At 54.4% G+C, this 12,573-nt stretch carries 12 protein-coding genes; 6 read left to right on the plus strand and 6 right to left on the minus strand.

Features of this window, described 5'->3' with window-relative positions; genetic code table 11:
* Positions 1 to 51 precede the first annotated feature (51 nt).
* A complete protein-coding gene (gene recQ / locus ACTJIK_RS25365; RefSeq protein ID WP_440650380.1) occupies positions 52 to 2,220 on the minus strand; it encodes a DNA helicase RecQ in 2,169 nt (722 codons plus the stop codon).
* Between the two features lie 185 nt (positions 2,221 to 2,405).
* Here recQ and ACTJIK_RS25370 point away from each other — a divergent pair, with 185 nt between their 5' ends.
* Positions 2,406 to 2,795 carry a VOC family protein gene (locus tag ACTJIK_RS25370; protein ID WP_440650381.1) on the plus strand — a complete coding sequence of 130 codons (390 nt, stop codon included), beginning with the start codon at positions 2,406 to 2,408 and terminating at the stop codon, positions 2,793 to 2,795.
* A 285-nt stretch (positions 2,796 to 3,080) separates the two neighbouring features.
* On the plus strand, positions 3,081 to 3,773 hold the full coding sequence (locus tag ACTJIK_RS25375; RefSeq protein ID WP_440650382.1) for an alpha/beta fold hydrolase: 693 nt from the start codon (positions 3,081 to 3,083) through the stop codon (positions 3,771 to 3,773).
* 63 nt (positions 3,774 to 3,836) lie between these two features.
* On the opposite strand, the gene ACTJIK_RS25380 is transcribed toward ACTJIK_RS25375, so the two are convergent.
* The 4 genes from ACTJIK_RS25380 to ACTJIK_RS25395 all read right to left on the minus strand — a co-directional run bounded on the left by ACTJIK_RS25380 (position 3,837) and on the right by ACTJIK_RS25395 (position 7,961).
* On the minus strand, positions 3,837 to 4,313 hold the full coding sequence (locus ACTJIK_RS25380) for a DUF4920 domain-containing protein (RefSeq protein ID WP_440650384.1): 477 nt from the start codon (positions 4,311 to 4,313) through the stop codon (positions 3,837 to 3,839).
* A gap of 200 nt (positions 4,314 to 4,513) precedes the next feature.
* Positions 4,514 to 5,215 carry a LytR/AlgR family response regulator transcription factor gene (locus ACTJIK_RS25385; protein ID WP_440650471.1) on the minus strand — a complete coding sequence of 234 codons (702 nt, stop codon included), beginning with the start codon at positions 5,213 to 5,215 and terminating at the stop codon, positions 4,514 to 4,516.
* A 20-nt stretch (positions 5,216 to 5,235) separates the two neighbouring features.
* Entirely contained in the window at positions 5,236 to 6,438 is a 1,203-nt protein-coding gene (locus ACTJIK_RS25390) for a DUF4407 domain-containing protein (RefSeq protein WP_440650385.1), read from the minus strand.
* Positions 6,439 to 6,455: 17 nt separating this feature from the next.
* Positions 6,456 to 7,961, minus strand: a complete 1,506-nt coding sequence (locus tag ACTJIK_RS25395; RefSeq protein ID WP_440650387.1) for a sensor histidine kinase — start codon at positions 7,959 to 7,961, stop codon at positions 6,456 to 6,458.
* A gap of 111 nt (positions 7,962 to 8,072) precedes the next feature.
* Between ACTJIK_RS25395 and ACTJIK_RS25400 the strand changes: the two genes are divergently transcribed.
* Positions 8,073 to 8,951: a carbon-nitrogen hydrolase gene (locus ACTJIK_RS25400; RefSeq protein ID WP_440650388.1), complete on the plus strand. Its 879-nt coding sequence runs from the start codon at positions 8,073 to 8,075 to the stop codon at positions 8,949 to 8,951.
* Positions 8,948 to 9,994: an agmatine deiminase family protein gene (locus ACTJIK_RS25405; RefSeq protein WP_440650390.1), complete on the plus strand. Its 1,047-nt coding sequence runs from the start codon at positions 8,948 to 8,950 to the stop codon at positions 9,992 to 9,994. The genes ACTJIK_RS25400 and ACTJIK_RS25405 overlap by 4 nt, the downstream gene beginning before the upstream one ends.
* Positions 9,995 to 10,047: 53 nt before the next feature.
* Here the strand turns inward: ACTJIK_RS25405 and ACTJIK_RS25410 are convergent, their stop codons facing one another.
* Positions 10,048 to 10,449, minus strand: coding sequence for a nucleoside deaminase (locus ACTJIK_RS25410; RefSeq protein ID WP_440650391.1), 402 nt, complete (start codon positions 10,447 to 10,449; stop codon positions 10,048 to 10,050).
* 76 nt (positions 10,450 to 10,525) lie between these two features.
* On the opposite strand from ACTJIK_RS25410, the gene ACTJIK_RS25415 reads away from it, so the two are divergent.
* Both ACTJIK_RS25415 and ACTJIK_RS25420 read left to right on the plus strand, forming a co-directional pair.
* Positions 10,526 to 12,163, plus strand: coding sequence for an ankyrin repeat domain-containing protein (locus tag ACTJIK_RS25415; protein ID WP_440650392.1), 1,638 nt, complete (start codon positions 10,526 to 10,528; stop codon positions 12,161 to 12,163).
* Positions 12,164 to 12,193: 30 nt separating this feature from the next.
* A complete protein-coding gene (locus ACTJIK_RS25420; RefSeq protein WP_440650393.1) occupies positions 12,194 to 12,568 on the plus strand; it encodes a YccF domain-containing protein in 375 nt (124 codons plus the stop codon).
* Positions 12,569 to 12,573 lie beyond the last annotated feature (5 nt).

The following is a 12,573-nucleotide window of genomic DNA, read 5'->3' on the forward strand; positions in this document are numbered from 1 at the left end:
ACGTATGAAACGTGGAAGCATTAAACAAAGTACTGAAAAAAGTTAAAATTATCATGCCTGCTCCTGCAACCATTGATAATAATTCTGCACCGCCCTGATCTCGCCATAGCCCACATCGTCTCCCAGCTTTTCTTTCGCGGCGCCCAGGGAATACCCGCCGGTGTCTTCCACGGCTTTCAGGATGCGGGCCAGCCGGCTTTCGTCGGATACCACGTCGCGGATGTCCAGCTCGCCTTTGCGGATGAACTCGCTCAGGTGGCTTTCCACGGTGCTCACGGCCAGGCTGCGGCGCGCGGCTATTTCCTCGATGGCGTTCCCTTCCAGGAAAAGCTGGAGGCTTTGGCGCTGGCTGCCACCGGCATCAGTCCGTGTTTTTTTCGGGCGCTGCTTTGCCGCCTTCAGGTGAATCTGCGTGCTGAGACCATTCCGCAGGCAATAGGTTTGCACCACATCCAGGAAGGCGTCGCCATATTTGGCCAGCTTCACGTCGCCAAAACCGGAAATGCGGGAGATGTCTGATCTTGTGATGGGCAGGTAAGCCACCAGTTCGGCCAGCGTGGCGTCGGAGAACACGATGTAGGGCGGCACATTCTCCCTGTCCGCGATCTGCCGGCGCAGCTGCTTCAGGTCGTTGAACAGCACGGGGTGGGCGATTTCCGCTCCCTGCTTTGTAGGCGCGGGCCCGGCAGGCTGCTCTTTGCCCGCGGCCGTCACGGTAAATTCCACTTTATCTTCCCCGCGCAGCACCTGCCAGCTGGTATCGGTCAGCTGCAGCAACGGGTATTCGCCGGACGCCTGCTGGAGATACCCGAGCTGTATCAGCTCGCGGGCGTATTGTTTCCATTGTTCTTTTGAAATATCCTTCCCGATGCCGTAGGTCTTCAGCTCCTGGTGCGATTCGCGGACGGTGCTGCTGCCCCGGAGGAAATCCACCACGTAATTGAGCCCGAAACGACCCTGGAGGCGGTATACGGCGCTCAGCAACTTTTGCGCTGCAATGGTGCCGTCTGCCCGTTCGTAATGGCCCAGGCAATTGTCGCAGTTGCCGCAATGCGCGGGCGCATCTTCCCCGAAATACTGCAGCAGGTATTGCCGGCGGCATTGCCGTGTTTCGGCGAGGCCGGCCATCTGCTCCAGCTTTTTGAGCATGATGGCGCTCTGCGCTTCGTTGCCTTCCACGCTGGCGAACCGTTTCATTTTAAACACATCCCCGGCGCCGTAATAAAGGATAGCCTCACTGGCCAGCCCGTCGCGGCCTGCACGGCCTGTTTCCTGGTAATATCCCTCGATGTTCTTGGGAAGGTCCACATGCACCACGAAACGCACATTGCTTTTGTTGATACCCATGCCGAAGGCGATGGTGGCCACCATGATGCGCACTTCGTCCCGCAGGAATTTCTCCTGGCGCTCTTCGCGCAGGTGCCGCTCCAGCCCCGCGTGGTACGCCGCGGCGGAGAAGCCTTCGCCCTGGAGGTCCGCCGCGAGGGATTCGGTGGCGGAGCGGGACAGGCAATAGATGATCCCGCTGTCGTCCCGGTGCTCGCCCAGGTAAGTGAGCAGCTGGTCGTAATGGTTGCGTTTGGGCCTGATGCCGTAAAATATATTCGGACGGTTGAAGGAATTTTCGAATACGGTGTACGCGCGGAGGTTGAGCTTCTCAAGAATGTCCTGCTTCGTAACACCGTCTGCCGTGGCGGTAAGGGCAATCACCGGTATATGCGGGAAACGGTCTTTCAGCTGGCCCAGCGCCAGGTATTCCTGCCTGAAATCGTGCCCCCAGTGGCTGATACAGTGCGCTTCGTCTATCGCGAAAAGCACCACGTTCACGTCAGCAAGCAATGCCATGAAGTTCCCTTCGCCCACAAGCCGCTCCGGCGCGAGGTACAGGAGCTTCAGCTGCCCGGTGCGCAGCTGGTGGATGACGGACTGCTGCTCCCCCATGGACAGGGAGGAATTGAGGAAAGCGGCGGCAATACCGTTCTGCTTCAGCGCGTCCACCTGGTCTTTCATCAGGGCAATGAGGGGAGATACCACCACCGTCACCCCTTCCAGCGCAAGCGCGGGCAGCTGGTAACAGATGGACTTCCCGCCGCCCGTGGGCATAAGCACCATCGTGTCCTTTCCCGCGAGAACGTTCTCGATTATTGCCTGCTGGTTATGACGGAAATGCGTGTAACCGAAATGATGTTTTAACAGTGTTAACAAAGATGATTGCTGCATAGCCCGAACTTGAATTTGCCTCCGGGACAAATATAGGATAAAGGAATGTGCAAAAAATTAACATAACAGCAATTGAGAAGCAGAATAAATCATTACATTTATAAGAGAGTCATTTTATTCAACTGTCACAACTGTCATATTACAACTGTTATTCAAAAATTTTAACCCAAAACAATATTGCAAGTATGGAACTGCTGGCCGCAATCCCGACATTAACTACTCCTTTATTGCAGGAAACGATCGATTTTTATGTGAATGTGCTGGACTTCACCTGTAAAACGATGGACGAGCAATGGAAATTTGCTTCCATCAAAAAAGATAAGGTGACCATGCAACTGGTCCATCCGCAGGCCAAATTCCCTTTTGGCAGCGAAGATCCTTTTGACCAGCCCCTGTTTACCGGCGCCATTTATATTCATATGGAAGGCGTGGATGAATTATGGGAGAAAGTGAAAGACAAAGCCGAAGTGTGTTTCCCCGTACAGAACTTCGATTACGGGATGCGCGAATTCGGTATTTACGACAACAACGGGTACCTGCTGCAATTCGGCGAGCAGATCAAGGCAAGCGCCTGACCTTTTTCATCGTATAAAATCAATCACAAAAAAAGGCTTCCTGAAAGCCCCGGGCATGGCTATGCAAAAAAAAAACCGCAGCGCGCACGCTGCGGATATTATCCATTTTTACTCACTTTCCTTCTGCGCCGGTAGGGTTTTCGAGGACAATGCGTTTTGTAAACGGAAATAAGTTTTATATAAAGTAAATGAGATCGGTGGTAGGGAATGACAAGTCCAAGATTTACAATAAATATAAGTAAATTAGCCAACATAATAAGTCTTTTTTAAAAACCCCGTTGTTTCATGAAGCCAGCCTTATTGCTGTTGCACGGCGCTCTTGGCGCATCCCGGCACTTTGATCCAATCGTTCCCGTATTAAGCGAGCAATATACCATCCACCGTTTCGACTTTCACGGTCACGGGGGTACGGCATTACCGGCCGCTCCGCTGAGCATTGAATTATATACGGCGCAGTTGCTGGACTATATCCGCGATAACAGGCTGGGGCCGGTAGCGGTATTCGGTTACAGCCTGGGCGGCTACGTGGCCTTACACGCGGCCTTGCAGGCGCCCGGGACGGTGGAGCGGGTGCAGACCCTGGCCACCAAGTTCAACTGGTCGCCCGGAACAGCCTCAAAAGAAACCCGCCGCCTGGATGCCGCATTCTTACAGGAGAAAGCACCGGCGTATGTGGAACAGCTTGCAGCCCTGCATGGGGAAGAAGGCTGGAAGAACCTGCTGCCGGCCACCGCCGGACTGATGACCGCCCTGGGCGCCCATCCCCTGCTTACCAAAGAAAATCTCTCTTCGATCAATATTCCCGTGCGGCTGATGGTGGGCGACCGCGATACGATGGTGGGCATAGAAGAAACGCTGGCCGTGTTCAAAAGTCTGCCGCAGGCTTCCATGGCCGTGCTGCCGGATACAAAACATCCGCTGGACACCGTGAATAACGCGTTGCTGTTGTGGGAAATACGAAGTTTTATGATGCTTTGAGCAGGCTGCGCATAAAAAAAGGCCCCCGGTTGCCGGAAGCCTTTCCTGTGTTTTGGGAATATTTTATTTCACCACCACCACACCATCTGCCACGATCACAATGTCTTTCTTGGGCTGGGTGATCTTCGCAATCTCTTCTTTGCTTTTACCTGCGTCTTCCGCAAAATGTTTCAGCCTTTCCACGGAAGTTTCGTTCACTTTCGCCACGCCTTCCAGCACCACGGTTTTGCCCACAATATCCTGCGGCATAAAGAAACCGTAATCCTTGAACTTCACCATCACCGGCTCGCCCGAAGCTCTTTCCAGCTTCATGAAGCAGCCTTTTTTCTTGCATACTTCCACCACTTTGCCTTCGATCTTACCGGTATAAGCTGTGTCCGCCTGGAGTTTCGCGCCCAGGTCGCTCATGCCGATGGCCGATTCCGCGTTGATGGATTTTCCATAGGTTACGCCTGGCTGGGCAGGGGCGATTTCCTGCTGGGCGAGCACCGCAGTGCTGCATAACATGCCGCCCAGTAACAATGTATATAACTTTTTCATCTGGAGGTATTTGTTCAAATATAGGCATTTCGGCCACCCGGCGCTATATTAATATTATTTTAATTTGCGAATTATTTTAATATATATTTGTGCTTTCCCTAAGAGGCTTACATTTGGATTCTATATAAGATAGTGTTAAAACCGAGTACACTGACAGGACACGGGTGCTGCTTTTGCAGCGCCTGTTTTGTTTCGGCCCGTCACTCCTCCCCCGCGATCCTGTTCACCGCCTCGCCAAAAGCCGCGCCGATCGGGATCACCGCCTGCCCGATGTATACGCAGCTGCGGTCTATCCTGTCCACTTTATCGTTCGCAACAATGTAGGAACGGTGCACCCGAGTGAAACGGGCGGCAGGCATCAGTGCCAGCGCTTCCTGCATGGAGAGGCGGGACAGCAGTTTTTTATCCGGCAGCACAAAGTTCACGTAGTTGCCCGCGCTTTCGATGTAAAGCACGTCCTGCAATTGGATCTTCAGCTGCTCGTAACCGCTTTTGATAAAGATGTAATCCGCCTGCACGGGGTTTTGCGCGCGCTCCTGCTTCAGCTGCATGAGGCTGTGCGCCTTGTTGCAGGCTTTCAGGAAACGTGCCAGGGAAAAAGGTTTCAGCAGATAGTCCACCGCATCCAGCTCGAAGCTCTGCACGGCATGTTCTGAATAGGCGGTCGTGAAGATCGTCATGGGCGGCTCATGCAGGCTGCTGAGGAAGTCCAGCCCGGAAATATCCGGCATTTTGATGTCCAGGAAAATAAGGTCCACCTTTTCTTTACGGAGAAAGTCCATGGCTTCGAAAGCATTGGTGAACAGGCTTTTCAGCTCCATAAATGGCACTTTCGCCGCGTGCGCCTGTATCACGCTCAGGGCAACGGGCTCGTCATCTATCGCAATGGCGGTCATGGTCATGGTATACAAGATACGTGAAATTACATTTTATGAAGGAGGAGCAAACGGCGCGCGGCGGTCCACAACCGCTGGAAGCTGCTCCCGTCCTTTTGTTCCCAGTCCTTCACCAGCTTTTCCGCTTCGCGGCGGCGCTGGCTTTCGGTGAGCCGGAACAGGTGGTCCATCACTTCCTTGTCTGCCGCTACCGCTCCTTCGTGGTAGTGCTCCTGCAATTCCTTTTGTTTTTCCTTCGCCAGCTCCGACGATTGTACGCTGCCTTCGGTAAGCGCGGCCAGGCGGGCGTCGTATTCGCCTTTGGGCATCAGCAGCTTGGTGAGCAGGGGCATCACTTCTATGAGGGTGATGATGAAAACGATGAGGCGGTACCGTTGTTTCAGCGGCGGATGCTCATCGGTCAGTTTGTTCAGCGCCTCCACCTGCGACAGGAAACCATCCGTCAGCGTGGCGCTGTATGCGGCTTCCTTCAGGCTGTCTTCCGTTCTCACCAGCGCCAGCTTTTCGGCCTGCTCCAGCTGCAGCGGCTCCAGCTCTTTTTTCAGCTTGCGCAGCTCTTCGTCGGCCTTCAGGTATTCGCTTTTTTTGACGCGGGCAACGGCCATTTCACCAATCCTCCCGGAGCCGCCAGTGCCGTCGGTTTCACGGATGTAGCCGTCTTTATATTCTTTCACCTGCTCTTCTTTCTGCGCCAGCTGTTTTTGGTAATTGGCGATGTGCTGGCGGATATCTTTTGTTTTGAGGGCGTTGAATTCGGTCTGCTCTTTACGGAACTTGTCCATTTTCTCCTGCCGGTCCAGCACCATCTGCGCGTGGATATCTTTTTTGAACAACATGAGCACGACAGGCTGTGAAATGAACAACCCGATGGTAATGGCCAGCAGCAGGCGGAAGGCGACGGGCATGAACTGCGGTTTGCCGCCGTTGCGGTGCATGGCGGCGATCAGGCTCCGGTCTATAGACAGGATCGCGAAGCCGAAAAAGAGCGCCAGCCCGATGATGGCGATATCGTCCTGCACCACGGTGGAAAAGAAATACCCCCAGGCCAGCGCGGCAAACAGCCCCGTGACCAGCACGGCGATGCCGATGATACGGTACCGCTCGCGGTCTGCCTGGCATTGTTTCAGGATGTCCGCATCGGCGGTAGCCAGCCACCAGAGGAAGCGGGTGAAGCCGTCAGGCTCGTAGGGTTTCTGTTCTGCGGTTTCCGGTTGTTGCTGTTGAGCCATTGTGTTCGTTTAGATTTTTATTTTGTTTTGATGGTCAGGTGCACAAAGAACTCGCTGGCCGTTTCCCGGATGCTGAGCTCGTGGCGGCCGGGGTACAGCAGCTGCAGGCGGTTGCGCACGTTGGCCAGGCCGATGCCCAGGCTGTGCTTTTCCGGGTCGTTGTCAGGTTTGAGGTGCACGCTGTTATAGGCGTCGAAATAGATATGGTCTTTATCGCAGGAAAGCGACACTACGATCCAGGAGCGGTTGCGCAGGCTGATGCCATGTTTGAAGGCGTTTTCCACGAAAGGTATCAGCAGCATGGGCGCAATGTCGTGCTCGCAATTGGCTTCGTTGATGTTCACTTCTATCTTGATATCCGGCGAAGCCTGCGTGCGCAGCTTTTGCAGCGCGATGTAGTTTTGCAGGTATCCCACTTCCTTGTCCAGCTCGATCTTTTCCTGGTTGTTCTCGTGCAGCATGAACCGCATCATGTCCCCCAGCTTTTGCACGCCTTCGCTGGTGCGGGGGGCGTTTTCCTGGAGGGCCGTTCCGTACAGGGTATTCAGCGCATTAAACAAGAAATGAGGGTTGATCTGGGAACGCAGGAAGTCCAGATTGGCGGAAGAACGACCCAATGCCTTCTCCAGGTTCAACACCTCATTCTTTCTCGATAAGCGGGAATAGGATACGCCCCATGCGAGAGGTATCACGAACATCACGTTGCAGAAAACAAGCAGCATATTGATAGTCGCCATCCCGCCTATCCGGGTGGCGGCATCTACCGTAATACAGGCGAATGCAGAAGACAGCACCAGTATCAGCAGCAGGATCGGCAATAGTTTTTTAAATGGTTGCTCTTTCCTGAACAGTGGCTGGAAAACATAGCGGCTGTATGCTATATAGGCCGCGATATAGGCAATGCCTCCCCATCCCACGAACTGCACCCGGGCAGGCCGGTTATCCGCCACCATGATGAAAATGGCAAGAAACCAGAAAGCGAATAGCAGCATGATATCCAGCGGTATCTTTTTCCATATCTTCTTTTCCACCAGCACATCATGCAGGTACCTGAAATACAGCAGCTTCACCAGGTGGTATACCACGTAACACAGCACGGCGGTAAACGTCACGATAAAAGCCCGCCAGGCGCAGAGGTTGTGAAAACTATTCACACTGCGGTATCCCAGCATATACCCGAAGCGCCAGGTGAAGGCGATGGTGAGCATGCCCCAGTAGAACAGCAGTACGCCCAAACTTAAAATAATGCCCCAGGCGAGCCCGTCGTTCTTTTCAAAGAAAAAAGGGATCAGCCAGTTGTTCAGCGCCACGAACAGCAGGTAACTCACCGTGGCGATCAGCATCTTGGGCATCAGGAAGTGCATGAAGCCGTCGAACTCCATATGGTTCACCACAAAACGTTCTTCCAGCCGGCCTGAATAAGCGGCCCCGTCGGTATAGAGGGAAGGGAATATCATGGTGAAAATCACCAGCAGGTAAACACCTGTGGCCAGCCAGAATTCCGTTTTCCTGATTCTTTCCATTTAATATTTCTTTCATGCAATATTAGTGAACAGTTCTCCGGTTTTTACCGAAATGGGATGAAACGGGGGGAATATGGTATGAAACCCTCCCTTTTTTATACCTTTGCAACCATGGCAAAAGTAAAAGTCGGATACGTACAGATGAGCTGTTCTGCAGACAAGGCGCAGAACCTTTCCAAAGCCATCACCAAAGTGAGAGAAGCCGCAGCCAAAGGCGCGCAGGTGATCTGCCTCCAGGAGCTGTTCACTTCGCTGTACTTCTGTGATGTGGAAGATTACGAGAACTTTAAGCTGGCGGAACCCATCCCCGGCCCTTCCACCGAATCGCTGGGCGAGGTGGCCAAAGAGCTGGGCGTGGTGATCATCGCTTCCCTGTTCGAAAAAAGAACAGAAGGCTTATATCACAACACTACCGCCGTACTGGATGCGGATGGCGCTTACCTCGGCAAATACCGCAAGATGCATATCCCGGACGACCCGGCCTATTACGAGAAATTCTATTTCACGCCCGGCGACCTGGGTTATAAAGTGTTCAAAACTAAATTCGCCACCATCGGCGTGCTCATCTGCTGGGACCAGTGGTACCCTGAAGCCGCACGCATCACTTCCCTGATGGGCGCGCAGATACTTTTCTATCCCACCGCCATTGGCTGGGCCACGAGCCAGGACGAGGCTACCAACGTGGAGCAATACAATGCCTGGCAAACCATGCAGCGCAGCCATGCCGTGGCCAACGGCGTGCACGTGGTGAGTGTGAACAGGGTGGGCTTTGAGCAGGACGGCGCCATGAAATTCTGGGGCGGCTCCTTTATCGCCAATCCCTTCGGCACCATTCTCCACCAAAGCTCCCACGAAGCGGAAGAAGTGAACGTACTGGAACTGGACCTGGATAAAACGGACCGTTACCGCACTCACTGGCCTTTCCTGCGCGACAGGAGGATCGATTCCTACCAACCTATTACAAAAAGATATATCGACGACGAAGCATGACGCAACCAACTCCCAGACAATCAGGGTATTATTTTCCGGCAGAATTTCATCCTCATACCGCCACCTGGCTGAGCTGGCCGCATAAAGAAGCCAGCTGGCCCGGGAAGATCCATACCATTTTCCCGCATTACAGCCGGTTTGTAAAATACCTGGCAGACAGTGAAAAGGTGCGCATCAACGTTGCGGACGAAGCCATGAAAACCTTTGCCACAGGGCATCTCCTGCAGGCGGGCGTGAACATGCGGAACGTGGAATTCTTTTTCCATCCCACCAACGACGCCTGGTGCCGCGACCACGGGCCGGCTTTCCTGATCAATCCCGCCGCGGAACAGAAAAAAGCGGTGGTGGACTGGAACTACAACGCCTGGGGCGGCAAATACCCGCCGTTCGACCAGGACGACATCATACCCACGCTCATTGCCAACCACTACCAGCTGCCGCTGTTCAATCCCGGCATCATCATGGAAGGCGGTTCAGTGGAGTTCAATGGCAAAGGAACGATCCTCACCTCCACCTGCTGCCTGCTGAACGAGAACCGCAACCCGCATCTCAACCGCGAACAGCTGGAAGAATACCTTCACCAGTATTACGGCGCCGACCAGGTGCTGTGGGTGGAAGAAGGCATTGTTGGCGACGATACGGACGGGCATATAGACGATACCATCCGCTTCGTGAATGAAGACACCGTGCTGACCGTGATCGAAACGGACAAACAGGATGAGAATTACACGCTGTTGCAGCAGAACCTCCGCCAGTTGCAGCAGATGCGCCTGCTGAACGGCAAGCAGCTGAACATTGTAACGCTGCCCATGCCGGACGCGGTAGTGTTTGAAGACCAGCGCCTGCCCGCGTCTTACGCCAATTTTTACATCAGCAACAAATACGTGATCGTACCTACTTTTCAATGCAAAAAAGACGACGAAGCGCTGCGCATTATTGCGGAGTGTTTTAAAGACCGTGAAGTAGTGGGGATCGACAGCACCGATATTATCTGGGGCCTCGGCAGCTTCCACTGCCTGAGCCAGCAGGAGCCGGAGATATAATTTTTCCGCCCGTACATTAAAAAGGCAGCTTTCCCGAAGGCTGCCTTTTTCTTTTACAGAATGATCACTTCCGGCGCATCGCCCCACGAGCCCAGTTCGTTCGTCGTGAGCAGGTTGAACCTGGGATTGGTACCACCCAGTTCACCGCAGGCTTTGCTGAACACGACCCTGCCGAGCCGGTGATGCCGGATCACGTAAGAGCATAACAGGCAGGGTTCCACATTGGAATAAAGCGTGGCGCCTGCCAGCTGGTGGCCTTTGCTGACGGCGTCCAGCACCGCCATTACCTCCGCGTGGCGCGAGACGTCCTTCAGCTGCCTGCTTTGTTCGGTCCCTTCGCCGATGATCTGCCCGTCTTTTACAATGACGCTGCCTACCGGGCTTTCGCCCTGCGCCCTGGCCGTTTCCGCGAGTTCGAGGCAGCGGTCCATGTACCGTTGATGCTGGTTGTTCATCCCTCAAAAGTAATCACTAAAATGCCGCCCGGATTTATTATCTTAATCATCTTCCCCACCCCTTAAATTTTATGGTATGACGCGCCCCGAAGCTCTCAGCAAAAACGAACCGCTCATATGGTCCTATGGCACAGGCACCGATGTGTGGGATATGTTCCAGGCGGCCGCTGCCGGCGATGTACCCGCCCTTCAGGCTCTCCTTTCCCGTGATCCGAAGCTGATTTCCTGCAATTACGATTACCGCGGGCCCATGTATTTCGCGGTGAAAAACAACCGGGCGGAAGCGGTGAAATTACTGCTGGAAAAGGGCGCCAACCCCGTCAGTTCCGGCACGTCGGATACATTGTGGCAAATGGCGAAGGACCGTGGTTTTACGGACATACAACTCATGCTGGAGGAAGCGATGGGCCAGCATATCCATCCCGAAGGAGAAAAAATTGCAAAGGCTATCCGTGAGAGGGATGCGGCAAAAGTAAAAGCGATGCTGGACGCGGAACCACAGCTGCTGCATGCGCCGGACGAACGTACCAACCAGCCCATCCACTGGGCGGTGATGACGCGCCAGCCAGACGTGATCGGGTTATTACTGGAGCGCGGGGCAGACATTCACGCCAAACGTTACGACGGGGCACGCCCCATCCAGCTGTGCAATGGCGATTACGACTTCCGCGGCTGGCGCGATGTACCGGCCGATATCGCCGCCACGCCCAAAGACATTTACCAGCTGCTGGTGCGCAAAGGCGCGAATGTGGACATCTACATGGCCAGCCTCACCGGCGATACAGACCGTGTGCGGCAGCTGCTGGATGAGGACCCCTCCCTCGTAAACCGCCTCTCCGACTATGTGACCTATTACCAGGGCTCCGGCTCGGCCATCAACAACGCGGCTTCCGGCGGGCACAGGGCGATCGTAAAGCTGCTGCTGGAGCGCGGGGCAGACCCCAACCTTCCGGAGCCGGGAATAGCCCCGAAAGGCCGCGCCCTGCATTCCGCCGTGATCAACGGTGATATGGAGACCGTCAAATTACTGCTGCAATACGGCGCGCACCCCAACGTAGAGATCGAAAGCTCGGCAGATACCCTTTCAGCCGCCATCCACCGCGACAACAAGCCGATGATAGAACTGCTCTGCTCCTACGGCGCGTATCGCAACGTGCCCCTGCTGGCCTATTACAACGATCTGCAAACCGCCGCCGCCATATTCGCCGCCAAACCTTCGCTGGCCAATGATGTGAACGCACTGGAAAACGCGGCAGGCGAAGGGCATGACTTATTCGTAAAGCTCATGCTCCGCTATCAGCCCGACCTGGCAAAACGTATTGCCGTAGGCGTTAACAGCCGGGGGCCACAGGAAGCGGTGAAAACCAAGGAACTGAGGGATTATCTCTTCGGCCAGGGCATGAACCCCAATCACCGCAGCTGGCTGGGCATTACACCGCTGCATAAGTTTGCGGGCAACAACGATCTTGAAAATGCGGCAAGTTTCATTGAGCATGGTGCTGATGTAAACGCCGTGGATGAAGAAAATTCCACCACGCCCCTGGGTTATGCCGCAAAGCACGGCCACCGGGAGATGGTGGAATTCCTGCTGGAGAAAGGAGCAAACCCTGATCTGCCGGCAGAGCACGCCTGGGCGCGCCCGCATGCATGGGCAGAACGGAGGAGCCATGCTGAAGTGGCGGCGCTGCTTGCCGGTCATAACAAGGGAGCATAACGCAACGGCTTTTTTATTACATTTATCCCTATGAATCTTTTAGGTAACATCATCTGGCTGATCTTCGGCGGCTTCTTCACATTTGTTGGTTATATGATCGGCGGGCTTGTGCTTTGCCTTACCATCATCGGCATTCCTTTCGGGCTGCAGGCATTCAAGATCGGTATACTTACGCTGATGCCGTTCGGCACACAGGTGCGCGAAATACCCGGCTCTTCCGGCTGCCTGGCAACGGTGATGAATATCCTCTGGATATTTTGCGGCGGCATCTGGATCGCCCTGGGACATTTGCTGTTCGGCCTGCTGCTGGCTATCACCATCATCGGCATACCCTTTGCCCGCCAGCATTTCAAGCTGCTCGCGCTTACATTCACCCCTTTCGGGAAAGAACTATACAACACCTGACATAC

The sequence above is a fragment of the Chitinophaga sp. 22620 genome, assembly GCF_052044405.1.
Lineage (GTDB): Bacteria > Bacteroidota > Bacteroidia > Chitinophagales > Chitinophagaceae > Chitinophaga.

Bases quoted from the DNA above. Each gene is read 5' to 3' on its own strand.
- ACTJIK_RS25370 (WP_440650381.1), top strand. From the start codon at position 2,406: ATGGAACTGCTGGCCGCAATCCCGACATTAACTACTCCTTTATTGCAG.
- ACTJIK_RS25410 (WP_440650391.1), bottom strand. From the start codon at position 10,449: ATGAACAACCAGCATCAACGGTACATGGACCGCTGCCTCGAACTCGCG.
- ACTJIK_RS25395 (WP_440650387.1), bottom strand. From the start codon at position 7,961: ATGGAAAGAATCAGGAAAACGGAATTCTGGCTGGCCACAGGTGTTTAC.
- ACTJIK_RS25375 (WP_440650382.1), top strand. From the start codon at position 3,081: ATGAAGCCAGCCTTATTGCTGTTGCACGGCGCTCTTGGCGCATCCCGG.
- ACTJIK_RS25400 (WP_440650388.1), top strand. From the start codon at position 8,073: ATGGCAAAAGTAAAAGTCGGATACGTACAGATGAGCTGTTCTGCAGAC.
- ACTJIK_RS25405 (WP_440650390.1), top strand. From the start codon at position 8,948: ATGACGCAACCAACTCCCAGACAATCAGGGTATTATTTTCCGGCAGAA.
- ACTJIK_RS25415 (WP_440650392.1), top strand. From the start codon at position 10,526: ATGACGCGCCCCGAAGCTCTCAGCAAAAACGAACCGCTCATATGGTCC.
- ACTJIK_RS25385 (WP_440650471.1), bottom strand. From the start codon at position 5,215: ATGACCATGACCGCCATTGCGATAGATGACGAGCCCGTTGCCCTGAGC.
- ACTJIK_RS25390 (WP_440650385.1), bottom strand. From the start codon at position 6,438: ATGGCTCAACAGCAACAACCGGAAACCGCAGAACAGAAACCCTACGAG.
- recQ (WP_440650380.1), bottom strand. From the start codon at position 2,220: ATGCAGCAATCATCTTTGTTAACACTGTTAAAACATCATTTCGGTTAC.
- ACTJIK_RS25420 (WP_440650393.1), top strand. From the start codon at position 12,194: ATGAATCTTTTAGGTAACATCATCTGGCTGATCTTCGGCGGCTTCTTC.
- ACTJIK_RS25380 (WP_440650384.1), bottom strand. From the start codon at position 4,313: ATGAAAAAGTTATATACATTGTTACTGGGCGGCATGTTATGCAGCACT.